Source organism: Salsuginibacillus halophilus, assembly GCF_003014715.1.
Lineage (GTDB): Bacteria > Bacillota > Bacilli > Bacillales > Marinococcaceae > Salsuginibacillus > Salsuginibacillus halophilus.
Genome location: NZ_PYAV01000001.1, coordinates 70984 through 97188 on the forward strand (window position 1 = coordinate 70984; position 26205 = coordinate 97188).

25 protein-coding genes are annotated in these 26205 nt (G+C 47.3%); 24 read left to right on the top strand and 1 reads right to left on the bottom strand.

Annotated elements, in window-relative coordinates; translation table 11 throughout:
- Positions 1-255: 255 nt before the first annotated feature.
- Positions 256-486: a DUF1128 domain-containing protein gene (locus tag B0H94_RS00350; protein ID WP_245893855.1), complete on the bottom strand. Its 231-nt coding sequence runs from the start codon at positions 484-486 to the stop codon at positions 256-258.
- Between the two features lie 191 nt (positions 487-677).
- Here B0H94_RS00350 and smc point away from each other — a divergent pair, with 191 nt between their 5' ends.
- From smc to flgB, 24 genes are all read left to right on the top strand, one after another.
- Complete coding sequence (smc, locus tag B0H94_RS00355) at positions 678-4259, top strand: chromosome segregation protein SMC (RefSeq protein ID WP_106587245.1); 3582 nt, start codon at positions 678-680, stop codon at positions 4257-4259.
- 19 nt (positions 4260-4278) lie between these two features.
- Complete coding sequence (ftsY, locus tag B0H94_RS00360) at positions 4279-5283, top strand: signal recognition particle-docking protein FtsY (protein ID WP_106587246.1); 1005 nt, start codon at positions 4279-4281, stop codon at positions 5281-5283.
- A 109-nt stretch (positions 5284-5392) separates the two neighbouring features.
- Positions 5393-5734: a putative DNA-binding protein gene (locus B0H94_RS00365; RefSeq protein WP_106587247.1), complete on the top strand. Its 342-nt coding sequence runs from the start codon at positions 5393-5395 to the stop codon at positions 5732-5734.
- Positions 5734-7092 (top strand): signal recognition particle protein, encoded by a 1359-nt coding sequence (gene ffh / locus B0H94_RS00370; protein ID WP_106587248.1) that lies wholly within the window; start codon positions 5734-5736, stop codon positions 7090-7092. Before B0H94_RS00365 ends, ffh begins: the two co-directional genes overlap by 1 nt.
- A gap of 83 nt (positions 7093-7175) precedes the next feature.
- Entirely contained in the window at positions 7176-7448 is a 273-nt protein-coding gene (gene rpsP / locus B0H94_RS00375) for a 30S ribosomal protein S16 (protein ID WP_106587249.1), read from the top strand.
- A 30-nt stretch (positions 7449-7478) separates the two neighbouring features.
- Positions 7479-7712, top strand: coding sequence for a KH domain-containing protein (locus tag B0H94_RS00380; protein ID WP_106587250.1), 234 nt, complete (start codon positions 7479-7481; stop codon positions 7710-7712).
- Positions 7713-7777: 65 nt separating this feature from the next.
- Entirely contained in the window at positions 7778-8185 is a 408-nt protein-coding gene (locus B0H94_RS00385; protein ID WP_181315185.1) for a YlqD family protein, read from the top strand.
- Positions 8185-8721, top strand: coding sequence for a ribosome maturation factor RimM (gene rimM, locus B0H94_RS00390; protein ID WP_106587252.1), 537 nt, complete (start codon positions 8185-8187; stop codon positions 8719-8721). The genes B0H94_RS00385 and rimM overlap by 1 nt, the downstream gene beginning before the upstream one ends.
- On the top strand, positions 8711-9457 hold the full coding sequence (gene trmD, locus B0H94_RS00395) for a tRNA (guanosine(37)-N1)-methyltransferase TrmD (RefSeq protein WP_106587253.1): 747 nt from the start codon (positions 8711-8713) through the stop codon (positions 9455-9457). Before rimM ends, trmD begins: the two co-directional genes overlap by 11 nt.
- A 120-nt stretch (positions 9458-9577) precedes the next feature.
- Positions 9578-9922, top strand: coding sequence for a 50S ribosomal protein L19 (gene rplS / locus B0H94_RS00400; protein ID WP_106587254.1), 345 nt, complete (start codon positions 9578-9580; stop codon positions 9920-9922).
- A gap of 76 nt (positions 9923-9998) precedes the next feature.
- Complete coding sequence (gene ylqF / locus B0H94_RS00405) at positions 9999-10880, top strand: ribosome biogenesis GTPase YlqF (protein ID WP_106587255.1); 882 nt, start codon at positions 9999-10001, stop codon at positions 10878-10880.
- Positions 10881-10976: 96 nt separating this feature from the next.
- Positions 10977-11762, top strand: a complete 786-nt coding sequence (locus B0H94_RS00410; protein ID WP_106587256.1) for a ribonuclease HII — start codon at positions 10977-10979, stop codon at positions 11760-11762.
- 21 nt (positions 11763-11783) lie between these two features.
- Entirely contained in the window at positions 11784-13646 is a 1863-nt protein-coding gene (locus B0H94_RS00415) for a hypothetical protein (RefSeq protein ID WP_106587257.1), read from the top strand.
- The gene (locus B0H94_RS00420) at positions 13643-13927 is read left to right on the top strand and encodes an EscU/YscU/HrcU family type III secretion system export apparatus switch protein (RefSeq protein WP_106587258.1); all 285 of its coding nucleotides are present in this window, start codon (positions 13643-13645) and stop codon (positions 13925-13927) included. Before B0H94_RS00415 ends, B0H94_RS00420 begins: the two co-directional genes overlap by 4 nt.
- 314 nt (positions 13928-14241) lie before the next feature.
- Positions 14242-15402, top strand: a complete 1161-nt coding sequence (sucC, locus tag B0H94_RS00425) for an ADP-forming succinate--CoA ligase subunit beta (protein WP_106587259.1) — start codon at positions 14242-14244, stop codon at positions 15400-15402.
- A gap of 19 nt (positions 15403-15421) precedes the next feature.
- A complete protein-coding gene (gene sucD / locus B0H94_RS00430) occupies positions 15422-16339 on the top strand; it encodes a succinate--CoA ligase subunit alpha (RefSeq protein ID WP_106587260.1) in 918 nt (305 codons plus the stop codon).
- Positions 16340-17090: 751 nt separating this feature from the next.
- Positions 17091-17951, top strand: coding sequence for a DNA-processing protein DprA (dprA, locus tag B0H94_RS00440; RefSeq protein WP_106587262.1), 861 nt, complete (start codon positions 17091-17093; stop codon positions 17949-17951).
- A gap of 181 nt (positions 17952-18132) precedes the next feature.
- On the top strand, positions 18133-20205 hold the full coding sequence (gene topA, locus B0H94_RS00445; protein ID WP_106587263.1) for a type I DNA topoisomerase: 2073 nt from the start codon (positions 18133-18135) through the stop codon (positions 20203-20205).
- Positions 20206-20283: 78 nt separating this feature from the next.
- Positions 20284-21597: an FADH(2)-oxidizing methylenetetrahydrofolate--tRNA-(uracil(54)-C(5))-methyltransferase TrmFO gene (gene trmFO / locus B0H94_RS00450; protein WP_106587264.1), complete on the top strand. Its 1314-nt coding sequence runs from the start codon at positions 20284-20286 to the stop codon at positions 21595-21597.
- A 68-nt stretch (positions 21598-21665) separates the two neighbouring features.
- Entirely contained in the window at positions 21666-22562 is an 897-nt protein-coding gene (gene xerC / locus B0H94_RS00455) for a tyrosine recombinase XerC (protein WP_106587265.1), read from the top strand.
- Positions 22563-22578: 16 nt separating this feature from the next.
- Complete coding sequence (gene hslV / locus B0H94_RS00460; protein ID WP_106587266.1) at positions 22579-23124, top strand: ATP-dependent protease subunit HslV; 546 nt, start codon at positions 22579-22581, stop codon at positions 23122-23124.
- Between the two features lie 33 nt (positions 23125-23157).
- Positions 23158-24537 (top strand): ATP-dependent protease ATPase subunit HslU, encoded by a 1380-nt coding sequence (hslU, locus tag B0H94_RS00465; protein ID WP_106587267.1) that lies wholly within the window; start codon positions 23158-23160, stop codon positions 24535-24537.
- A gap of 18 nt (positions 24538-24555) precedes the next feature.
- A complete protein-coding gene (gene codY, locus B0H94_RS00470) occupies positions 24556-25335 on the top strand; it encodes a GTP-sensing pleiotropic transcriptional regulator CodY (RefSeq protein ID WP_106587268.1) in 780 nt (259 codons plus the stop codon).
- A gap of 477 nt (positions 25336-25812) precedes the next feature.
- The gene (flgB, locus tag B0H94_RS00475) at positions 25813-26202 is read left to right on the top strand and encodes a flagellar basal body rod protein FlgB (protein WP_106587269.1); all 390 of its coding nucleotides are present in this window, start codon (positions 25813-25815) and stop codon (positions 26200-26202) included.
- Positions 26203-26205: the final 3 nt, after the last annotated feature.

The window sequence follows — 26205 nt, forward strand, 5'->3', positions numbered from 1 at the left end:
CTTGTTCGAATGGTTTATATTCGAACAAGTTAGCTGAAGCCAAGCCCTCGGGAAAGCGTCCGTCTGAAAGTGAAGGTTACGTTCATGGTTCGGTTTTTCCTCTTCATAGGACAGCCCGCGGCTCAGAGCAGTAAGCTGTGCGTGAATGATAGGTTTTTAACTTTGTCGACAGTCTGAGCCCCGCTTATGCGGGGCTCACTTTTGCATATTAAATGCAGCCCTATGAGTCAGGGCTGCATTTATAAAGCTTTAAGGTTATTTCTGCAAGTTGCGAAGTTCTTGAACGATCGCTTCCATCTCACTGACAGAAACTAAGTCTTTTGATGAAACAAAGTCGTACAACTCTTTCACATCATCGTATTTTTCAATGGCAAAGCGTTCAACCTGCAACGCAGATTCATTTACAAGCTGTAGCTGTTCTGTGATGCTTCGCAGCATAAAGGCTAAGTTTTCTTCAGATTTCACTTCAAGTCCGATAACTAACATCCCTTTCCGAAATGGCTTAACTTTTATTGTAACGCTCGCATGCGTAATGTACAACGGTGAGTTTAGCGTTTATCGAGGGAGATTAACGGGCGGTTTTTCGCTTAAACCTTGGTGATCCCCTTCTTTGGGCCACAGTGATATGATAAAATTGTAAAGCTTCACACCGAGAAAATAGAGGAGGAAAACCCGGCATGTTCCTCAAACGCATGGAAATGAAAGGGTTTAAGTCATTTGCTGACCCGTTACATATTGAAATAGAGCCTGGTATTACCGTCGTTGTCGGACCAAATGGAAGTGGAAAAAGCAATATTGCCGACGGCATCCGCTGGGTGCTCGGCGAGCAGTCAGCCAAGTCGCTCCGCGGTAGTAAAATGGCGGATGTTATTTTCGCCGGCAGTGACGAGCGCCGGCGGGTGAATATGGCTGAAGTGACGCTTGTACTTGATAATGAAAGTGGATTTCTTCCCTTATCTTATACTGAAATCAGCCTGACGCGGCGGTTGTACCGCTCCGGTGAAAGTGAATATTTACTTAACCGACAGCCGTGCCGCCGTAAAGACATTATCGACGTTATGATGGATTCTGGTCTTGGCCGTGAAGCTTATTCCATCATTGGCCAGGGCCAGGTAGAACAAGTGCTTTCCAGTAAACCAGAAGACCGGCGCGTCATTTTTGAAGAAGCGGCCGGTGTTGTTAAATATCAATCGCGTAAACGTGAATCAGAGCGTAAGCTTGCGGACACAAACGATAACCTTGCTCGCGTACAAGACATTTTACATGAGCTTGAACAACAGCTTGAGCCGTTAGAAATTCAAGCAGCTGAGGCTCGGGACTATAAAGCGAAAAAAGCAGAGCTGGAAAACGTTGCAATCGCATTGACTGTTTATGACATTGAAGAAGCTCATAAACGCTGGTCTGAGTTGAAAACAAAAGCGGCCAGTCTGGAAAAAGCAAAACAAACGGCAGAAATGAATGTTTCTGAACTTGAAAGTGAAGCAGAACGCGTACGCGTCAAGTTGGCCGAAGTGTCTGAAGCTTTAGCTGCAGCCCGGAGCCGCCGCATGACCGCCGGCGAGTCTCTCGAAAAGCAGGAAGGGCAGAAAGAGTTGTTAGAAGAGCGGAGTCGCCATGCTGCTGAGCGCTTAGAAGAACTTGAAAAACGCCAAAGCGAGTTAAGCAGTGCTGTCAGTGAAGCAGATGAACACTTGAAGGCAGAAACAAAAAAGCTAAAAGAAAAAGAAGCAGAACTTGAGCAACTTGAAACAGAGCGAAAAACCGTCGCTGGCGAGCTCCAGGGAGGAAACCGGAACGTCGGTGAAGAACTTGAAAAGTTGAAAGCTGATTATATTGAAGCGTTAAATGAGCAAGCTGCCAGGCGCAATGAGTTAAATTCTTTAGCCGAACAAAAATCCCGTGCTCAAGCTAAACTTGACCGCTTGTTTCAAGAAAATGAAGCGTGGTTAAAAGAACGTGATGAAGCAGAGGCTGCTGTTAATGAGACAAAAGCGGCTTTGTCACATCAAGAAGCAGAGCTCGAGCAGGCAAAAACAGATTTAGCTGAACAGGAAAATGCACAAAACCGAATGAACCGCGAGCTTGAAACAGATGAAAGTAAATTGTATGAAGCTTACGGGCATATTCAAGAAGCAAGATCAAAGAAGCACGTACTTGATGAGATGGAAACGGCTTACACCGGTTTTTATCAAGGGCCAAAAGAAATTTTAAAAGCACGTGAACGGCTGAGCGGGGTTTACGGTGCAGTAATTGAAAAGCTGCAAGTACCAAAGCAGTATGAAACCGCAGTCGAAACCGCCCTCGGAGCTGCACAGCAAAATATTATCGTCGATACAGAGCAAAATGCCCGCAAAGCCATTCAGCTTTTGAAATCTGAAAAAAAGGGGCGTGCTACGTTCCTGCCACTTGAGAGTGTGCAAGCGAAGTCCGCTTCTATAGATGTAACAGAGCGGTTGACACGTGATGAAGGATATCACGGTACAGCGGACCAACTTGTCACGACCGAACAGCAATTTCAGCCGGTCATTGCTTCACTACTTGGCCGGACATTCATCGCTTCGGACCTTGAAAGTGCGAACCGGATCGCTAAAATCAGCAGCTACAAGTACCGGGTCATTACACTTGATGGAGATATTGTTGCTCCAGGCGGCGCGATGACCGGAGGCAGTCAAAAGCAGGGCGGGGCGCAGCTGTTGAGCCGGCAGCGTGAACGTGAAGAACTAGCTGAAAAAATTAAACATATGGAGCAGAAAACAGCAACTTTTGAAGCGCAGGTACAGGAGAAAAAAGAAAAGCGCCGTGAACTTGAAGAAAAGCGTAAACAGCTTGAAAGCAGTTTAGAAGCGAGCCGAGAAGCAGCTGAAACGATGCGGCAAAAATATGAGAAAGCAAAGCAGCACCAAGCGCACCTTGCTTCACGCATGCAGCTATTTGAACGGGAGAAAGCTCAGCTGGAATCGGAGATGGCTGATTTTGACGAACGAAAAGAGACAGCAGCAGCAGAAGCAGCCTCCCTTGAGACTTCACTGCAAGCCCTTCAGAAAGAAATGGATCAGCTCGAAAATGAGCAGCAGGCGAGACAGTCAAAAAGTGAGTCGTTAAAAGAGAAGCAAAACGACTTAGATGTCCGCCGCGCCGCCGCAAGAGAGCAAACGGCTTACCAAAAAGAGCGCGTCCGTGAGCTGAAGCAGGATATGCAGGAGAATGAACGTTTAAAAACGGAAGTGGATCAAGAATTGAACGATTTAAAAGCAAGGGTCACCGAAGTTCAAGGGGGTTCAAGTACGCTGCAGGGGGATGTAGAATCGGCCCGTGCGGAAAAAGAAGCTGCTGCAGCAGAACTTGAGGCAAAACAGCAGGAAGAGACAGAAATGAAAAAGCAGCAAGCTGATGTCAATGCCCGGCTGAAAGCTGCGCAGACGAAATTGCAAGAAACGTCGAATGAACATCATGAAGTTGAAGTGTCACTTACCCGTATTGATGTAGAGCTTGATCAAAAGTTGAATGAGCTCTCTGAAGAATATAACTTAACGTTTGAGCGGGCCAAAGCGGCATATGAACTGCACGTTTCTGAAGCTGAAGCGCGCGAGCAGGTGAAGTTGATTCGGCGGAGCCTTGAGGAACTCGGGGAGGTCAATCTCGGTTCGATTGAAGAATACGAGCGGGTAAAAGCGCGCGCTGAGTTCTTGCAAGGGCAGCAGGAAGACTTGCTCGAAGCCCGGGATACGCTGCAGTCAGTGATACAAGAAATGGATGAAGAAATGACCCGCCGTTTTCAGGAGACGTTTCATGAAGTGCGGACCCATTTTCGTTCAGTATTTCAAGAGTTGTTCGGCGGCGGTGAAGCAGACTTAACATTAACAAATGAAATAGATTTGCTTGATACGGGCGTAGAGATTGAAGCCCGTCCACCCGGCAAGAAAAAACAAGTGCTTTCGCTGCTCTCCGGCGGGGAAAAAGCGATGACAGCGATCGCTCTTTTATTTGCGATCCTGCGCGTAAAACCTGTGCCGTTTTGTGTCCTTGATGAAGTAGAAGCAGCGCTTGATGAAGCGAATTTAACGCGGTTTGCCGGTTATTTAAAGCGAATGAAACATGATACACAATTTATCGTCGTCAGCCACCGGAAAGCAACCATGGAAGAGGCTGATGCGCTTTACGGTATTACAATGGAAGAGTCAGGTGTAAGCCGGGCGATCTCTGTCAAAATTGATGAAGCTTCCGGCTATACGACGCCCCAAGCTGAAACCGTGGAATGAACGAAAGGAGATATAGCAGATGAGTTTTTTCAAAAAATTAAAAGACCGTGTGTCAGGCCAGACAGATACGGTTACCGAAAAGTTTAAAGACGGGCTTGCAAAAACGCGGGATTCGTTTGCGGGAAAAATGAATGATTTAATGGCGCGCTACCGTAAAGTTGATGAGGATTTCTTTGAAGAACTTGAAGAATTACTGATCGGAGCTGACGTCGGCGTTGAAACGGTGATGGAGCTCATTGATGAATTAAAAACCGAAGCGAAGCGGCAAAATATTAAAGATACGTCTGAACTTGCGCCGTTAATTAGTGAAAAACTTGCGGATAAGCTCGATAAAAGTGGTGAAGATAACACAATTCAACATGCTGCAGACGGTATGACTGTCATATTATTTGTCGGCGTAAACGGGGTTGGTAAAACGACGACAATTGGAAAAGTAGCACAGAAATATAAAGAAGAAGGCAGTCGTGTCGTTATGGCCGCCGGCGATACCTTTCGTGCCGGGGCGATCGAACAGCTCGAAGAATGGGGCAACCAGGTGGGTGTCGATGTCGTCAAACAGCAGGCTGGTTCAGACCCGGCGGCGGTGATGTACGATGCGATTCAATCCGCTCGTTCTAAAGGAGCAAATGTACTGCTTTGTGATACGGCCGGCCGGCTGCAGAATAAAGTGAACCTAATGAAGGAACTCGAAAAAGTAAAACGGGTCATTCAGCGTGAAATCCCAGAGGCGCCGCATGAAGTTTTACTCGTTTTAGATGCGACGACAGGACAAAACGCGATGAGCCAGGCGAAGACGTTCCAAGAAGCAACGGATGTTAGCGGAATTGTACTTACAAAACTTGATGGAACAGCAAAAGGCGGTATCGTTTTAGCGGTGCGTAATGAGCTTGATATCCCGGTCAAGTTTGTCGGGCTTGGTGAGCGGGCTGAAGATTTGCAGCCGTTTGATTCCAATCAATTTGTGTACAGCTTATTTAAAGAAATTATGGAAGCAGAAGAAGAAAACGAAACGGATGAAAGCTGAGGGTGACCGGAGCATTGAAAACCGTGTAAAATGATAAACTTGACACGTTCGGCTGCATGCTGTATATTGCAGTGATGTAAAGGTAATTCACTTAACAAGGGGTCGTCATATGCTGGAAAAAACGATGCGGATGAATGCGTTGTTTGACTTTTATCAGCCGCTGTTAACAAAAAAGCAGCAAAAATATGTACAGCTTTATTTCCTCGACGACTACTCGCTCGGCGAAATTGCCGACACGTTTGATGTGAGCAGGCAGGCGGTGTACGATAACATCCGCCGTACAGAGCAGATGCTTGAAGAATATGAAGCAAAGCTCGGACTTTATTATAAATATATGGAGCGTCACAATTTGTATCAACAACTGCGCGGTGAACTTGAAGCCGGTGATTCACAGCGGCTGAGCGCAGTTGTGACGCGTTTAGAGCATTTAGAAGAGGAGGGGACAGAATAATGGCCTTTGAAGGTCTCGCTGAACGATTGCAAGGAACCCTCGATAAAATTAAAGGTAAAGGTAAAGTTACGGAGGCGGACGTTGACGAAATGATGCGCGAAGTCCGCTTGGCGCTCTTAGAAGCGGACGTAAACTTTAAAGTTGTTAAAAAGTTTATTAAGCAGGTCAAAGAGCGCGCTGTCGGTCAGGAAGTGCTGAAAAGCTTAACCCCGGGACAGCAGGTTATTAAAGTCGTAAACGAAGAACTGCAGGAGTTGATGGGCGGCGAGCAGAGTAAAATTGCTCACGCTGATAAGCCGCCGACTGTCGTTATGATGGTCGGTCTGCAAGGCGCTGGTAAAACGACGACCGTTGCAAAACTTGCCAATCATCTGCGCAAAGAGCATAACCGCCAGCCACTTTTAGCAGCTGCAGATATTTATCGTCCGGCTGCGATTGATCAGCTTGAAACCCTCGGTAAACAGCTCGATATGCCGGTGTACTCTCTCGGAAATCAAGCGGACCCGGTTGATATTGCCAAAGGGGCTGTTGCGCAGGCAAAAGATGAACACCGGGACTACGTCTTAATTGACACCGCAGGACGGCTGCATGTTGATGAAGATCTCATGGGTGAGCTGCAGCGTATTAAAGAAGCTGTTCAACCGGAAGAAATTTTACTTGTTGTCGATGCCATGACAGGTCAAGACGCTGTCAATGTTGCAGAGAGCTTTAATGAGCAGCTTGATGTTAACGGAGCTGTACTTACAAAGCTCGATGGTGATACCCGCGGCGGTGCTGCGATTTCTGTCAAAGCTGTGACTGGTATGCCGGTAAAGTTTGCCGGCATGGGTGAAAAGATTGATCAGCTCGAGCCGTTCCATCCGGAGCGGATGGCTTCACGTATTCTCGGCATGGGCGACGTGCTCTCTTTAATTGAGAAAGCGCAAACTGACGTTGATGAAGACCGGGCGAAAGAGCTTGAGAAAAAGATGCGCCAGGCGGATTTAACGTTTGATGACTTTTTAGAGCAGCTGCAGCAAGTGAAAAAGATGGGTCCGATTGATGAAGTATTGTCAATGATGCCGGGAGCCAATAAAATGAAGGGCTTAAAAAATGCCCAGGTGGATGACAGCCAGATTACGCAGGTTGAAGCAATTATCCGCTCAATGACCCGTGCGGAAAAAGAGGATCCATCGCTCATTAATGCGAGTCGTAAAAAGCGGATTGCAAAAGGCAGTGGTACGGCTGTAAAAGATGTTAACCGCTTATTGAAACAGTTTGAGGATATGCAGAAAATGATGAAACAGATGTCATCAATGCAAAAAGGTAAAGGGAAGAAAAAAGGAAAAAATCCAATGCAGTTTCCTTTCATGCAATAGTGAAAAGGAAAACCCCTTTACAGCATCAAATGTTTTCTTTATAATGTGCAATTGTGCGAAATTCTACTTGGAGGTGACAAAGCATGGCAACCAAAATTCGTTTGAAGCGTATGGGTTCGAAAAAGCAGCCGTATTACCGCGTCGTTGTAGCTGACTCTAAAGCACCACGTGACGGTCGTTTTATCGAAGAACTCGGTACGTACAATCCACTCCAGCAGCCTTCTGCATTCTCTGTGAATGAAGAGAAAGCTGTACAATGGCTGCTTGAAGGTGCACAGCCGTCTGACACGGTTCGTAACCTCTTCTCTGATGCTGGGATTATGACACGCGTTCATAACGCGAAAAAAGAACAGTAATACGCTGTTGATAGAAAGCGGGGCTTCTGCATGGAGCAGTTAGTGCAAGCGATGGTTTCGCCCATCGTGGACCATCCGGATGAGGTCACGGTTCGCACCAATCAAGGGAGAAACGGCGAAGATGTGTTCATGCTCAGCGTACACGCTGAGGACACAGGGCAGGTGATCGGGAAGCACGGCCGTAACATTAAGGCTGTGCGTACCATCCTGCAAGCAGCCGCTTCCGGTACCGGGGCTCGTCCCCGCCTCGACATTGAAGAATAGCAGCGGAAAAAGGGGAGGGGGATACCTCTCCTTTTTTGCACCGCGCAAAAGAACGAGGTGACACGGTGAAAATTAAAAAGCAGGCAGTTGTAAAGCAGGTGCTGACACCGTCCTACCGGGAAAAACTCAATGAAGAGCTTGAAACGAAACGCCGACGTCTGCAGACTGAGATTGAACAGCTTGAGTTTCAGCTGCAGCAGCGGATCAAAGAGAATAGTGATCCAAAGCGCCGGCGGTTTTTAAAAGAGAAGTACGAGAAAGAAATGAAAGAGCGTAAAGAGAAAATTGAACGCTCCTCGTTTCAAGCGAGCCGGATTGAAGCACTGCCGGATGACACGGAACTGCCGGTAGATCGTGTGGATGTTGAGGCGCACGTTGAAGTTGGCGATGTGTGGGATGATGTTTATCAAGAAGATGAAATCATTGTAGAAGACGGCCGCGTGAAAGCCATTCGAAAGCGGGGCGAGACGTAATGCCAGGTAAGCGGTATAACGTAGGTAAAATTGTGAACACGCATGGCGTGCGTGGAGAAGTACGCGTAATTGCGACAACAGATTTTCCTGAAGAGCGGTTTGTCGCCGGCGGTCAGCTGTATGCGGAGATTGAAGCAAGCCAGGAAGTTGTACCACTGACGGTAAAGTCGCACCGGAAGCATAAGCAGTTCGATCTTTTAATGTTTGAAGAGGTTAACGGCGCTGATGAAGCTGAGCGGCTCAAACCGAGTCTTTTGCAGGTTGCAGAAGAAGATATGGCGCCGCTTGAAGCTGAAGATGAATATTACTACCATGAAATCATCGGCTGCCGCGTCGTTTCAGATGAAGGTGAAGACGTCGGAGTGATTAAAGAAATCATTTCACCAGGAGCGAATGATGTATGGGTGATTAAACGAGCGCATGGAAAAAAAGATGCGCTTTTGCCGTACATTGATGATGTCGTTCAATCGATTGATGTTCATGAAGGGGTTGTCACCGTACATTTATTAGAAGGACTGCTGCCTGATGAAAATTGATTTTTTAACGCTTTTTCCGGAAATGTTCACAGGGGTGTTGTCGTCTTCAATTCTTGGACAGGCGCAAGCAGATGGTCGTATCACGTTTCAAGTGACGGACTTTCGCAGCTATACAGAGAACAAACATAACAAGGTAGATGACTACCCTTATGGCGGCGGAGCGGGCATGGTGCTTACGCCGCAGCCGTTGTTTGATGCTGTGGATGATATTAAGCAGGCTGATGAGCCGCGTGTCATTTTAATGTGCCCGCAAGGTGAGCCGCTCACACAGTCAAAAGCAGAAGAGCTTTCGACAGAAGATCAGCTTATTTTTGTGTGCGGTCATTATGAAGGTTATGATGAGCGGATCCGCACGCACCTTGTAACAGATGAGCTCTCGATTGGTGATTTTGTACTTACCGGCGGTGAGCTCCCGGCCATGGTGACTGCCGACAGTGTCACACGCCTTCTTCCTGGGGTGCTGGGCAATGAAGCTTCTGCTGTTGAAGACTCCTTTTCGACCGGGCTGCTTGAACACCCTCACTATACACGGCCGGCCGATTTTCGAGGCATGGAAGTTCCGGAAGTGCTCCGTTCCGGTCACCATGCCCGGATTGAAGCCTGGCGCCGGGAAGAAGCGATTAAACGGACAGCCGAGCGGCGCCCTGAGTTGTTAGAAAGCGCAGCGTTAAGCGAGCATGAGCGTACATGGGCAGCGGATTACCTTGAAAAAATCCGTGCTGAAAAAAATGAATAAAGGCATTGCTACAGCGATGGTGCTGTGATACGATAATCGTTGTGGCGAAAGCCTTGAATCCGATGTTCCGCTGCATCTTAAATGAGCAAGAACATCCGAGAAGGAAGGAGGGAACAGTCTATGAACGATATCGTTCGTGACGTGACAAAAGAGCAGTTGAAAACGGACCTACCGAATTTTCGTCCGGGTGACACGGTTAACGTACACGTTAAAGTCGTTGAGGGATCCCGTGAGCGGATTCAGCAGTTCCAAGGTGTTGTTTTGAAGCGCCGTGGTTCTGGGATCAGCGAAACTTTTACTGTACGTAAAGTTTCGTTTGGCGTTGGTATTGAGCGTACTTTTCCAGTACATTCACCGCGCATCGACAAAATCGAAGTGAAGCGCCGCGGTAAAGTCCGTCAGGCACGCTTGTACTACTTGCGTGGACTGCAGGGCAAAGCTGCGAAAGTTAAAGAGCTTCGCTAAAACGAATGAAGCAAGAAAGGAGCTGGGGCAACCAAGCTCCTTTTTTTCGTATATCATAGTATAAAAGGGTGAGAATATGACGATTCAATGGTTTCCAGGACACATGGCAAAAGCGAACCGTGAACTAAAAGAAAACCTCGGAAAAATAGATGTTGTTATTGAACTTGTAGATGCCCGGTTGCCGCAGGCTTCGCGCAATCCCATGCTGAATGAAACGGCTGCAGGAAAGCCGCGGGTGATTGCAATGATGAAAACGGACCTAGCTGACCCTGAAGTAACAAAAGCCTGGCACGCTTTTTTTGAAGAGCGTGGGGAAACGGTTGTAAATGTGAATGCCAAGCACGGTAAAGGTTTAAAAGACTTATTAAATACTGCCGTTGAGGTTGGTAAGCAAACGCAGGCTCGTCTTATTGAAAAAGGTGTTTCACCGCGGGCGCCGCGGGCAATGGTGATTGGTGTACCAAACGTTGGGAAGTCGACATTAATCAATCAGCTGATCAATAAAAAGACGGCAAATATTGGAGACACACCAGGGGTGACGAGACAGCAGCAGTGGTTAAAAGTAAACCAAAACTTAGATTTGCTCGACACGCCTGGTATTTTATGGCCGAAGTTTGAATATGAAGATGTCGGCAATAAGCTCGCTTTAGTGAAAGCGATCAAAGAAGAGCGGTTTATTGCTCAGGATGTGGCTTTATTTCTCATTAACATCTTAAAAGAACGTTACCCGGAGCTGTTAAAAGACCGGTACAAGCTTGATGAAATCCCAGAAGATGGCGTGGAACTCTTTGAGGCGATCGGCTTAAAGCGAGGCTGCTTAATTCGTAAAGGTGACGTTGATTTTGAAAAAGCAGCAGGGGTTGTATTAACGGATTTTCGAAATGAGAAGCTCGGCAAGATTAGTTTGGAAACGCCAAATGATTGGAAAGAGCGACTCACTGAAGAAAGTGAAGCATAAATGGGGGAGCAAGCTGAATCATTTACCAGTTTTAAATTGTGAATGGCAGTAAAATTTCTATGCTGAGAAACCGATAAAAAAAGTGAGGAAGAAATGATGACAACGCGCTGGTCAGTGAAAGAGATTGAAGCGTATTTAAAAAACACCGATCCTGCTCAAATTCCGGAAGCAGCTGAAGCATTCCGAGCTGATGAAAGAAAAGGTGCCCAGGCGGCTGTTGCCCGCTTTGAGCAAAGAAAAAAAGCGGAAGAGGCAAAAGCAGCTGACTTTTTAGAAAAGCAGGCGTTTGATCAACAAATGGCTCCTGAAGCAGCTTTCATTGCCGGGATCGATGAAGTTGGCCGTGGGCCGCTTGCCGGTCCGGTTATGGCTGCAGCTGTAATTCTTCCGAGTGAAAAAATATTTGCAGGCATTACAGATTCTAAAAAGTTATCTGAAGCCAAGCGGCGGGAATATTTGAAAGAGATTGAAGCTTGTGCAGATGTCGGCATAGGTGAAGCAAGTGCTGAAGAAATTGATCAATACAACATTTATCAAGCGACAAGGCTTGCAATGAAACGGGCGGTATCTCATTTAGAGAGATCGCCCGGGCATTTAATTGTGGATGCAATGCATGTGCCGGTACAGCTGCCGCAGACAAGCATTGTCCAAGGTGATGAGAAAAGTGCGGCGGTTGCTGCTGCTTCGATCGCTGCGAAAGTGACGCGCGACGAAAAAATGGCTCAATTAAGCCGGGAGTATCCAGGCTACGGGTTTGAGAGTAACAGCGGCTACGGAACGAAAGCGCATTTAGAAGCACTAGAGACGTACGGCGTAACGCCTGTACACCGCCGCTCATTTGCACCGGTGCGAAACTTAGTGCAGCCAGGGGATGTTCAATGATTCGTTGAGGAGGGGACCGTTATGCAGGGGCTGCCAATGAATCCTGCCCAGCAGATGCAGGCGCAGCAGGCAGGAACACAACAACTGAATGCCGGGCAGGGAGCTAAAAGTCTTCAGTTGAAAAAAGGGCAAGTGTTCCAAGGGCATGTCGTTAAGCTGTTTCCGCAAAGCTTAGCAGCATTGCAGCTTCAAGGTCAGACGGTTACGGCCCGGCTTGAAGCCGCTTTAACAGCTGGCGAACGTTATACCTTTCAAGTACAGCAGGCTGATGGAATCCCTCGTCTGCAAGTGCTTGATGCAAACACCGAGCGCCCGGCAGAACAACGCAGCCCGCAAGGAGCACCTGCCCAAGGGAGCAGCAGTGATGCACAGCAGCTGCTCCGCCAGTTGGCTGTATCAGACTCAAGAGCCCATCAAGAGCTGTTGCAGCATATGCAGCGCGAGCAGCAGCCATTTACCCGTGAGCAGCTGCAGGCAGGCGGTCAGCTGCTCCGCCAGATGAACGATACATCAGCTAGTGCAATGCAGCAGGTGCAGACGATGATGATGCGGAATATGCCGATGACAGAGACGGTCTTTCGTTCTGTGCAGGCATTGAATACAAACGAGTCACTCTCCCAACAGCTGCAGCAGTTGCAGCAGCAGGCAGCAGGTGAACTGCAAAACAGCCGGGCGACAACGCAGCAGCAGCAGGCACTGCAGCAGCTGCTCGAAGGTTTACAAGCCGCTCGTCGTGAAGGTGCAGCAGTTGTGCAGCAAGGTGCACCAACACCTGCTTCAGAAAGCGAGCGCCTCACAACTCTCATGCAGCAGATGGCTTCTTCCGGACGTGAACAAGCAGGAGCTGAAGATTTACTTCGCCGGCTCGGAGCGGTGCCGCAGGGCATGAGCCGCGATGAGATGTTTGCCCAGTTTAAGCAAAATGTTTTAAGCCGGGATAATGAAGCCGTTGTTCGCCAGCTGTGGCCGTTTTTGTCAAATTCAAGCCAAGGCACACCGCTTGCTCGTATGGAGCCTCAGCAGCTGTTTCAATTTCTCATGCAGAATATGGCGCAGGATTCAGGGCGTGAAGGTGAGCAGCTCAGGCTGCTGCAGCAGCTCCTTCCAAGCGGAGCAAATGTTACGCAGGCCGCGCAAAACTTAACGAACGCCCTGCAGCAGAACGCAGCATTTAGTGAGGGTGAACAGCGGGCATTGCAGCAGATGTTAACCCAGCAAGGGGGCGCAGGGCGTCAAGAAGGAAGTTTTACCCCGGGGCAGCTTCTCTCCCGTGCGTTTGAGCAGCTCGGGCTCCGCCATGAACAGCAAATCAGCCAAGGGATGGAGCAGGGCGGAGGCCGCCTCCAGGCAGGTGGACAGGAGGGACAGCAGCAGTTAAAGCCGGCACTGTTAGCACAGCTTGCTTCACTACCAGATCACATTCGTCCGCAGGCAGAGCAGCTTGTACACAGGTTAACCGGAGCGCAGTTGTTCGGGCAGGATCAGCAGGGACCGCTGTCGCATACCGCGCTGCAGCTGCCGGTAGGGTTTGGTGATTTTTATACAGATGTATCCATGCAATGGGAAGGGCGCCGGCAGTCAAATGGTCAGATTGATCCGGATCATGCCCGGGTTCTCTTTTATTTAAATCTTGAGCAGCTCGGCTCAACCATGGTTGATGTACAGATTCAAAATCGTATCGTTTCAATCCAGGTGATGAATGATACACCAGAACCGGCTGCGCTAACAAAAGCATTGAAACCTCATGTAAAAAGCCGACTTGAAGCGATGGGCTACACCCTTTCAGGCATCCACTGGCGCGAATCTGCTATTGAAAAAGCAGAACCAGCGCCGCAGTCTTATCCGCAGTCATCCTTTTATGAAGGGTTTGATGTCCGCGTATGACAAACAAAGATGAACAAGAAATTTGGAAAAAGCGTGCCGTTGCTTTAGGTTACCATGAAAACGAACATGCCGCACCGCTTGTCAAAGCAACAGGTAAAGGATACCGGGCTGAAGACATTATTGCCCAGGCAGAGGCTTCTAACATTCCCATTCAAGAAGATCCTTCGCTTGTTGAGCTGCTCAGCCAGCTCGAGTTGAATGAAGAGATCCCGGAAGATTTATATGAAGTTGTAGCTGAAGTCTTTGCTTTTATTTACCGTGTTGATAAGCATATGAAGTGAAGTTACGCTGCGTGCAAGTTGCTCTGTGGTTCACACGCAAAGTAATTACCGTTGTAACCGTCTGTAAATAGCGAAGTCAACTATAGATTAAATCAATGCTGATCGTTTGGTATTTTTGTCAATAGAATTTATTTCCATACAGTTGTTTTTCGGAAAGTCGTCTAGAATTGTTGAAATACCTTTCATTTTTTTATAGGATTAAAGGTGGCAGAAGTTTTACACGAATCCAATCGTGAAATCGCTGCCACATAATTGCCGTGCAGTTTAGGCTGCATGAGACCATGAACGGTACCGTTAGGAGGATGGGGAATAACATGAATATTCATGAATATCAGGGGAAAGAGCTCCTTAGACAGTATGGCGTTGCCGTACCGAATGGCAAAGTTGCTTTTTCTGCTGATGAAGCAGAGCAGGCTGCCAAAGAACTTGGCGGAGACGTTAACGTAGTAAAAGCCCAAATCCACGCAGGTGGCCGCGGCAAAGCCGGCGGCGTTAAAGTGGCGAAGAGCCTCGAAGACGTGCGTACATATGCTGATGAGATTTTGGGTAAGCAGCTTGTAACGCACCAGACCGGACCTGAAGGTAAAGAAGTGAAGCGCCTTTTAGTTGAAGAAGGCTGCGACATTCAAAGTGAATACTACATCGGTCTTGTACTCGATCGTGAAAGCTCCCGCATTGTATTAATGGGGTCTGAAGAAGGCGGTACAGAGATCGAGCAGGTAGCGGAAGAAACACCAGAGAAAATTTTCAAAGAATTCATTGATCCGGCAGTGGGTCTGCAAGGCTATCAAGCGCGTCGTCTTGCATTTAACATCAACATCCCGCCGGAGCTTCTAGGTCAGGCTGTGAAATTTATGAGCGGCTTGTACAACGCATTTGTTGACAAAGACTGTTCCGTTGCAGAAATTAACCCGCTTGTTACAACTGGTGACGGTGCGGTACAAGCATTGGATGCAAAGTTGAACTTTGACGCTAACGCACTTTATCGTCAAAAAGATGTTATGGAATTCCGCGATCTTGATGAAGAGGATCCAAAAGAAATTGAAGCTTCAAAGCATGACTTAAGCTACATTGCACTTGATGGTAACATCGGCTGCATGGTTAACGGTGCAGGTCTTGCAATGGCAACAATGGACACAATTAAGCACTTTAACGGCGAACCGGCGAACTTCCTTGATGTTGGCGGCGGTGCAAGCGCTGAAAAAGTAACCGAAGCATTCAAGATTATTCTTGCTGACGAAACTGTCAAAGGCATTTTTGTTAACATCTTCGGCGGCATCATGAAGTGTGACGTTATTGCTGAAGGTGTTGTTACAGCAACGCGCGAAGTTGGGCTTGAGCTCCCGCTTGTTGTCCGTCTTGAAGGTACAAATGTTGAGCGCGGTAAAGAAATTCTTGAAGAGTCCGGCTTGAACATTGCAGCAGCGGACACAATGGCAGATGGCGCACAAAAAATCGTAGAATTAGTAAAATAGAAAGGCGGGACAAAGACCTATGAGTATCATGATTGATAAGGATACAAAGGTAATTGTTCAAGGGATCACCGGTGCAACCGGGCTGTTCCACACACAGCAGGCCCTTGAATACGGTACGAACATTGTCGGCGGTGTAACCCCGAAAAAAGGCGGCGAAACAATCGAAGGCATCCCGGTTTTCGATACTGTTGAAGATGCGGTGAAAGAAACAGGTGCAACGGCGTCTGTCATTTACGTTCCACCAGCTTTTGCAGCTGATGCAATTATGGAAGCTGTCGACGCTGAACTTGATCTTGCCATCTGTATTACAGAAGGTATTCCAGTGATGGATATGATCAAAGTGAAACGTTTCATGGAAGGCAAGAAAACGCGCCTTGTCGGCCCGAACTGCCCAGGCGTGATCACGCCGGATGAGTGTAAAATCGGCATCATGCCGGGCTACATCCATAAGCCTGGCCACGTCGGTGTTGTTTCCCGCTCTGGTACATTAACGTACGAAGCGGTAGATCAGCTTTCCACTGCAGGTGTCGGTCAGTCCACAGCTGTAGGTATTGGCGGCGACCCGGTCAACGGAACAAACTTTATCGACACATTGAAAATGTTCAATGAAGACCCGGATACAAAAGCAGTCGTTATGATCGGTGAAATCGGCGGCACAGCAGAAGAAGAGGCAGCCGAGTGGATTAACGACAACATGGATAAGCCGGTTGTTGGCTTTATCGGCGGACGTACAGCCCCTCCAGGAAAGCGTATGGGCCATGCCGGTGCGATCATCTCTGGTGGTAAAGGTACGGCTGATGAAAAGATTAAAACGCTTGAAGCTTGTGGCGTACGCACAGCAGACACGCCTGCTGACATTGGCGAAACGCTCATCCAAGCGCTCAAAGATAACAACATTTACGAAGCGTGCCTCACGCACGAACCGAAAAAGGCATAGTTCGCGAAACCCCGGCGAAAGCCGGGGTTTTTAAACTTTCGACAAAGTACAAAACCAAATATTCACGGACTGCTTACTGCGCTGAACCGCGGGCTGCCGCATGAAGAGGATAAAAACCGAATCATGGACGTAACCTTCACGCCAGACGGACGCTTTCCCGAGGGCTTGGCTTCAGCTAACTTGTTCGAAGGAAGAGCCTTCGAACAAGTGGATCTTCAGCCTGCGCTTGATCCTCTGGGAGTCGCCGTCTTTCGTTTCGGTCACTTTTACATTTGTCTTTTTTGTATGGATCGCTTGATGGTTTATAAAGCATCATGATGAAACTGATTCATTTAGCTATTGCTTGATCAAAAAGATCTTTACAATTCATAACGATCAAATAACCTAAGGCTGACGAGCCTCGGCGGCGACGCCTTCGCAGAACAACGAGTGAGAAAATCCCGCAAGCAGTGGTTTTCTGCCGAGGAAGTTGAGGAGGTACAAGAGGCTAAGAAGACACGATGCGATCAAGCGTTAGCGAAGATCAAACCGATGTCGCACTTGTGCCCTCCGGGTGCAAGCGTCCGCCGAAAAGCGACGTCAGCCCTCCCTTTTCTAAAAAGTTTGTCTACACGCTGGCAACCCCGGCGAAAGCCGGGGTTTTATCTATGATTACAAGGATCCCTCCTGCCAGCTGCCTAAACAGCTATATTCAACTTCGAAATTATCTTTTCTCTTTGTTTTAAATCCCTCAAAATTAAAGGATGATGTTATGAACCATCGCGATGAGCTTCTCATTCATCTACACGCTTCTCTAGGCCCTCGCAATCGATTGTTTCAAGCCATGTATGACTATGACCCTTCCTTTCAAAAAATGATCAATCTGCCGCCGTCACACCTTGAGAAAGAGTTTTCCCTCCCCCGTGGTACACTGCAGCATGTGCACGCACCGCGCTACACACCACCGCGCACTGTTAACAGCTTTCCTTTAACTGTCTTAACGCGTTTTTCTCCTTTATTTCCACCACGGCTTCAATATATGCCTGACCCGCCTTGGGTGCTGTACATGCTTGGCGAACCCCGGATTACTTTCAATCCAGCTATGCTAGGTGTCGTTGGCACACGTAACAGCACCGTTTACGGAGAACGTGTGCTTAAGCACTTTATTCCTCCGCTCGTTCAACAAGGAGTCGTCATTGCAAGTGGTCTTGCTGCAGGCACGGACAGTACTGCACACCGTCTTGCCATTCAAAAAGGAAAAACCATCGGTATTCTCGGTCACGGCTTTCACCATATGTATCCTGCTTGGAACACTTCTTTGCGCGACATGATTGCAGGTCATCATCTGCTCATTTCTGAATATCCGTTAAACACCCCGCCGCGTAAATGGCAGTTTCCTCACCGTAACCGCATCATCAGCGCGTTAAGTGATGCACTTTTTATTCCTGAAGCAAAACTACGCTCCGGTACAATGACGACCGTACGCGCTGCCTTAGAACAAGGGCGTCCCGTTTACACCGTTCCGGGGCCGATTTTTCAACCCGAGGCGGCTGGTACAAACAAAATCATTCAAGAAGGTGCAGGCGTTGTGCTCGGTCCTAACGACCTTAGTGAAGTTCTGCAATTATTTTAGGACGATTAAAAGCAGGAAAAAGCGGGAAGCAAAACGAACAGCCCTGAAATACAGGCACAAAAATCCGGCTGAAACTGAATTTTTCTAGCTGCAAATGTTTGGTTCTATTTGACAAAGCATGATGCCGTATTTAATAATGGGGAAGATTTTAAAATACCTGAAGGGGGAGGAAACTTCCGAGATGGCAGATTATTTAGTAATCGTTGAATCTCCCGCTAAAGCAAAAACCATCGGAAAATATTTAGGTAAAAAGTATACAGTGAAGGCATCGATGGGCCATATCATCGATTTACCGAAAAGCCAGATGGGTGTGGATACCGAAAACGATTATCAACCAAAATACATTACAATCCGCGGCAAAGGCCCGGTATTAAAAGAATTAAAAACAGCAGCGAAAAAGGCGAAGAAAGTGTATCTCGCTGCCGACCCGGACCGTGAAGGTGAGGCAATTGCGTGGCATTTGGCACATAAGCTTGATATTGAAGAAGACACAAAATGCCGCGTTGTTTTTAACGAAATTACAAAAAGTGCAATTAAAGAATCATTTAAGCATCCCCGCACTGTAAACACGGATCTTGTGAACGCGCAGCAGGCACGGCGTGTGCTTGACCGGCTTGTCGGCTACAACATAAGTCCACTGCTGTGGAAAAAAGTGAAAAAAGGCTTGAGTGCCGGCCGCGTGCAGTCGATTGCTGTGAAGATGATCATTGACCGTGAACGGGAAATTCAAAATTTCACCCCGGAAGAATACTGGAGCATCCCTAGTGTATTTAAGCACGGAGAAGAAACGTTTGAAGCGAAATTTCACAGTTTAAACGGTGAAAAAACGGAGCTGAAAACTGAAGAAGACGTGAATGCTGTGCTTGAGAATCTTGATGGAGATGCCTTCAATATTGATGAAGTGAAACAAAAAGAACGTAAGCGCAACCCAGTAAACCCGTTTACAACTTCTTCACTTCAGCAGGAAGCCGCTCGTAAGCTTAATTTCCGGGCGAAGAAAACGATGCTCGTTGCGCAGCAGCTGTACGAAGGCATTGAGCTTGGCAGTGAAGGGACGGTCGGTTTAATTACGTATATGCGTACCGACTCGACACGGATCTCAAACACAGCCAAGCAGGAAGCTAAAGAGTACATTGAAGCCAATTACGGCGAATCTTATACGCGAAAAACGGAACGTTCCGAAAAGCAGGACGCCAATTCTCAGGATGCACACGAAGCGGTGCGTCCGACAGCGATTTTTAAAGATCCAAAGTTTATTAAGTCGTATTTAAGCCGCGATCAATACCGGTTGTATAAGTTGATCTGGGAGCGGATGGTAGCTAGTGAAATGGCACCTGCGATTATGGATACGATGACAGTTGATTTAAGTCAAAACGGTGTGAACTTCCGGGCAACAGGTTCAAAAGTGAAGTTTTCCGGTTTTATGAAAGTGTATGTCGAAGGCTCAGATGAAAAGAAAAATGATGAAAATAAGTTTTTACCGGATATGAAAGAAGGCGAAACGGTACACAAAGAAGAGATCACACCGAAGCAGCACTTTACCCAGCCGCCGCCGCGCTATACTGAAGCACGGCTCGTCCGGACAATGGAAGAACTCGGGATCGGCCGGCCTTCTACATTTGCGCCAACGCTTGATACCATTCAGCGCCGCAATTATGTTGCGCTTGAAGATAAACGCTTTGTACCGACCGAACTCGGTGAAATTGTACTAGAGCAGATCGTTGAGTTTTTCCCGGAAATCTTAAATGTTGAGTTTACCGCACAGATGGAGAACGACCTTGATAAAATTGAAGAAGGTAGTGCCGACTGGGTGGAAATCATCGACGACTTTTATCAAGGGTTTGAAAAACGCCTGCAAGTTGCAGAAGAAGAAATGAAAGAAGTAGAGATCCGCGATGAACCAGCTGGCGTTGACTGTGAAGAGTGCGGTCATGAAATGGTTTATAAAATGGGCCGCTACGGTAAATTTATGGCGTGTTCGAACTTTCCGGACTGCCGCAACACAAAACCGATCTTAAAAGAGATCGGGGTGGATTGCCCGAAATGTGAAGACGGCTCAATTGTTGAACGTAAAAGTAAAAAGAACCGTACTTTCTTCGGCTGTGATCAATACCCTGAATGTGATTTCATTTCCTGGGACAAGCCGATTGCCCGGCCTTGTCCAAAATGCAGCAGTCTGCTTGTTGAAAAGAAATCGAAAAAAGGGGTACACGTCCAGTGCACTTCATGCGATTATAAAGAAGAGCCAAACTAACCGAACGACTAAAGCAAGAAAGCCCCTTTCCGCATAAAGGGGTTTTCGCATGCGCTTAATAAGAAAGGAGAATGTTTCATGTCTCAAACAACAGTTCATGTGATTGGTGCCGGTCTGGCTGGAAGTGAAGCAACGTGGCAACTGGCAAAAGAAGGCCATCACGTTCACTTATACGAAATGCGGCCAAACCGGCAGACACCGGCGCACCATACGGATAAATTTGCAGAACTCGTCTGCAGTAACTCGCTCCGTGCCAACGCACTTTCCAATGCGGTAGGGGTGTTAAAAGAGGAAATGCGCCACCTTGATTCAATTATTATTCAAGCTGCTGATCAAGCTTCTGTACCGGCCGGGGGAGCTCTGGCAGTGGATCGTCATGAGTTTGCTGCCTATGTTACCGAACACGTTAAAAACCACCCGAATGTTACGGTTCACAATGAAGAAATAACAGAGATTCCAGAAGAACCAACTATTATCGCAACCGGACCGTTAACGACAGATGGTTTATCCGGTGCGATTCGTGAAATGACCGGAGAAGAGTATTTATACTTTTACGATGCTGCGGCACCGATCATTGAAACAGACAGCATCGATATGAACCGGGCGTATTTAAAGTCGCGTTATGATAAAGGAGAAGCGGCTTATATTAATTGTCCAATGACGAAAGAAGAATTTGATAACTTTTATGACGCCTTAATGGAAGCTGAGCGTGTACCAATGAAAGAATTTGAAAAGGATATCTTCTTTGAAGGATGCATGCCTGTTGAAGTTATGGCTGAACGCGGCCGCAAGACGCTTTTGTTCGGTCCTATGAAACCTGTCGGCCTTGAACATCCGGAAACAGGTGAAACCCCTTATGCTGTTGTGCAGCTCCGCCAAGATAATCAGGCAGGTACACTTTATAACATTGTCGGTTTTCAAACCCATATGAAATGGGGGCCGCAAAAAGAAGTCGTACGGATAATTCCAGGTCTTGAAAATGCCGATATTGTCCGCTACGGGGTAATGCATCGTAATACATTCATCAATTCACCGCGCCTTTTAGAGCCGACGTATCAATCCAAGCAGAAAAGCAATGTCTTTTTTGCCGGACAGATTACCGGGGTGGAAGGTTATGTGGAATCAGCGGCTGCCGGTTTGATGGCAGGAATAAACGCCGGGCGCTATGCGAGTGGTGAACCGTTAACGGTCTTTCCGGAAGAAACGATGCACGGCGCGATTGCCAACTATATTACAACAGCAAACCCGGATAACTTTCAGCCGATGAATGTCAACTTCGGTCTGCTGCCTCGTCTTGAAGAAAAAATTAAAAATAAAAAAGAGCGTAATGAAAAGCTTGCGGAGCGGGCGATTGCATCATTAGAAACGTTCACTCGTGCGACGTATGCCTAGTTGTTGAAACGAGCCACTCTATGGTAAAATCTAATCACTTTTGCGAGGTGAGCGTTTTGACTAGACCGATGCAGCCGGATGTTGATCAGTTTCTTGCAGCTTTACAGCTGGAGCAGAACGCTTCACCTTATACGATTGAAGCGTACCGCCATGTTTTAGAGCTTTGGGAAGTTTTTCTCGAGGTGCAGGTGATTGCTGCAGCTGAAGATGTTACAGTGGATGACGTCCGGCTTGCATTGTCTGAGTGGTCGGCAGCCGGGCTGGCCCGCAGCACCGTGGGGCAGCGGCTCTCGATTCTGCGCAGTTTTTACAATTGGCTGGAGCGACAAGGCCGCGTCTCGTATAATCCGTTTTCTGCAATGCGCGGACCGAAACAGGCACGACAGCTGCCGAAGTTTTTGTATGAAAAAGAGCTTGAAGCTTTGCTTGAATCCCTTACCGGTCGAAACGAGCCTTTGGCGCTAAGAGACTTGGCTATGATTGAATTAATGTATGCTGGCGGCCTGCGTGTTGGTGAACTAACATCATTAAGTGCCGATGATATTGATACGGTGCTTGAAACGGTATTTATAAGAGGGAAAGGTGCGAAAGACCGTTACGTGCCGATTGGCTCCTTTGCACTTGATGCGTGTGCAGCTTATGTACGTGAGGCACGGCCGAAGCTGCTTGAAAAACAAGTGCAGGAAACAACAGCGTTATTTTTAAACCACCGGGGGACGCCGCTTACCGCCCGCGGGGTTCGCTACATTTTAACGAAGCGGATGAAAGAAGTATCACATACGCTGCACATTTCCCCGCACATGCTCCGCCACTCGTTTGCCACTCATCTTTTAGACCGGGGCGCGGATTTAAGGGCGGTACAGGAACTTTTAGGTCACGAGCATTTGTCAACAACACAGCTTTATACACACGTATCCAAAGAACGGCTCCGCAGCGTCTATCATCACACGCATCCGCGGGCTTAGAAAGTGAGGACACGGTATGACAGAACAACTGCACGCAACGACAATTTTTGCAGTTCAACATAATGGGCGTCAGGCAATGGCCGGCGATGGGCAGGTAACGATGGGGCAGGCTGTTGTCATGAAGCATTCCGCCCGTAAAGTGCGCCGGCTTTATCATAATCAAGTGGTTGCAGGTTTTGCCGGATCAGTGGCTGATGCTTTTACGTTGTTTGAAAAATTTGAGGGTAAACTTCAGGAACATAGCGGTGACCTGGCCCGGGCAGCTGTTGAGGTGGCAAAAGAATGGCGTAGTGATAAGGTGCTCCGCCGGCTTGAAGCAATGCTCATTGTGATGGATCAACATACGCTCCTTTTAGTTTCCGGTACAGGTGAAGTCATTGAGCCGGACGACGGCATTGTAGCCATTGGCTCGGGCGGAAATTATGCGCTCGCAGCCGGCCGGGCCATTAAAAAGAATGCCCCGGATATGCAGGCACCTGACATTGCCAGAGCAGCACTTGAGGAAGCGGCATCGTTATGTGTTTATACAAACGATAACATTACCGTTGAAGAGTTGGATTAATTCCCGGCAAAAGCAGAAAGGTGGATGCGACATATGAACGCATGGACCCCGAAACAAATTGTAGAACAGCTGGATCAGTACATCGTTGGCCAACAAGAGGCGAAGCGCTCGGTGGCTGTCGCGCTGCGTAATCGTTACCGTCGTTCGCAGCTTGATGAAGCACTGCAGCAGGAAGTAACCCCGAAAAACATATTAATGATCGGACCTACAGGGGTGGGGAAAACTGAAATTGCCCGCCGTATTGCAACACTTGTTGGAGCACCGTTTATTAAAGTGGAGGCAACGAAGTTTACCGAAGTCGGTTACGTCGGACGTGATGTGGAGTCAATGGTGCGCGACTTAGTTGAAGAAGCTTACCGACTTGTCCAAAAAGAACGGATGGCTGCTGTGCGCCAAGAAGCAAAAGCAAAAGCAGAAGAGCGCCTCGTACAATACTTGGTACCTAAAGCAGAGAAGCAAAGCAGTCAGATGAAGAATCCGTTTGAGATGATTTTTCAACAGCAGGAGCAAGAGGAAGAAGAACCCCAGGATGACAGCTTAAAAGAACAGCGGCGGCGGATGGCCCATCAACTTGCCCTCGGTGAAATTGAAGATCGGCTCGTTACGATTGAAGTTGAAGAAAGTCAAGGTCTTTCCGACATGTTTCAAGGCTCTGGTATGGAACAGATGGGGATGAATATGCAGCAGATGTTCGGCCAGATGATGCCGAAAAAAAAGAAAACGAAGCGTCTGTCGGTAGCTAAAGCACGCAACCTGCTTACAGATGAAGAAGCAAGACATATGGTCGATGAAGATGAGATTAGTCAGGAAGCTGTTTCACGCACCGAACAGCTGGGTATAGTTTTCTTAGATGAAATCGACAAAGTTACCGGTTCAAACAAAAATAATGCAGACGTTTCGCGCGAAGGTGTGCAGCGTGATATTCTTCCTATTGTGGAAGGTGCGGCTGTGAACACGAAATACGGCGTTGTTCGTACGGATCATATGCTCTTTATCGCCGCCGGTGCATTTCATATGTCGAAGCCTTCTGACTTAATTCCGGAGCTGCAAGGGCGTTTCCCGGTGCGGGTTGAGCTTGAAAGTTTATCTTCAGCTGATTTCTCCCGTATTTTAAAAGAGCCGGATAACGCGCTTTTAAAACAATATACGGCGCTTCTTGCAACCGAAGGTATAGAGGTGGAATTTTCTGACGAAGCTGTCACTAAGCTAGCTGAACTTGCAGCTGATGTGAATCAAGCAACGGATAATATTGGTGCGCGCCGCCTGCACACGTTGCTCGAGCGTCTGCTTGAAGAACTTTCCTTTGAGGCGCCGGACATCAATATGTCGAAAATTCCGATTACACCGGAATATGTGGAGGAAAAACTTGCTTCAATTACGAAAGATAAAGATATGAGCCAATTTATACTATAATAATGGAGGATGGAGATCATGGATTTATTATCAAAAACCCGAAAGATTAACGACATGTTGCAAAAGTCAGCAGGTCAGCACGTAGACTTCAAAGATATGGCGGAAACATTGCGCGATGTGATTGGTGCAAATGTATTTGTGGTCAGCCGTCGCGGTAAAATTCTCGGCTACGGCATTAAGCAGGAGATCGAAAACGAGCGGATGAAACAAATGCTAGAAGAGCGACAGTTCCCACAGGAGTACACCGCCGGCTTGTTTAAAATCGAGGAAACCTCGGCCAACCTAGATATTGATAGTGAATTTACAGCTTTTCCAGTAGAAAACCGCGAGCTTTTCAAAAGCGGCTTAACAACCTTGGTTCCGATTAACGGCGGCGGTCAGCGCCTCGGTACACTTGTGCTCGGCCGTTTGAATGACTCATTTGATAACGACGACCTTTTATTAGCTGAATATGGCTCTACGGTTGTCGGCATGGAGATTCTCCACGAGAAAACGCAGGAAATTGAAGATGAAGCTCGCAGTAAAGCTGTTGTACAAATGGCGATCAGCTCTCTTTCTTACAGCGAACTTGAAGCTGTTGAACACATCTTTGAAGAACTCGAAGGAAACGAAGGGCTGCTCGTTGCAAGTAAAATTGCAGACCGTGTCGGCATCACCCGTTCCGTGATTGTAAACGCGCTCCGTAAACTCGAGTCCGCCGGCGTCATTGAATCTCGTTCACTCGGGATGAAAGGAACTTATATTAAAGTCATGAATGATAAGTTTCTTAATGAACTTGATAAATTAAAAGAAGAATAATTAAAAAACCGGTCCTTACTTGAAGGGCCGGTTTTTTAATGCATCTTGTGAGCTTTATTGATGCTGTGAAATGCTTTGGAATCAAAAAATGTAAACGCTGTTTTGATAAAACGACAAAATATCGAGGTTTTCAGATAAAAAAAACCATGTTATAACAATGTATGGCGGAAATTTCAAAAGCGATTAAAAAACGGCCCAGTAACGTTACAAACACTGGTAATTCACTCATTGATTGTCGTCTTTTTACTACAGGCGATCATTGTTTGAAAGTTTCAATCGATTAAGTTTGTCAAATCTTTAGATGTTGGCATATGTCGATATAGCTCAAAAGACCTCTATGAAAAAAAGTTCCTAGGTACATTTCCGTAATTAACGGAAAAGGTAACAGGTAAAATAGACATTTGTTTGATATTTTAATACAATTTAAGATAAGTAATGTAACGATTAGCAAAATGTTGACAAAAAAGGGGGAGACGAATGTTTTCATCCACATCGCTTCAAGCAGCTATGCACGGACTTGATGGGGCTGCAGCCCGACAAAATTCGATTTCAAACAATATCTCGAATGTCGACACACCAAATTACAGTCGAGAAGTCACGTCATTTAAAGATACCCTGAATCAAGCTGTTCAAAACGGCAATTTAGAAGCTCACCAAACAAATGATGAACATATTGCTTTTGGGACTCAGGAAGTAGGCCCGAAGACAACGAAAGATACATCCTCAATGTACAACCATAACGGCAACAACGTGGATATGGACCGGGAAATGGCAAACATGGCCCAAAACCAGATTTATTACAACGCTTTAGCTGACCGGGCCGGAGGTCAGTTCACGAAAATTAAAACAGCGCTTCAGGGAGGTTAAAAT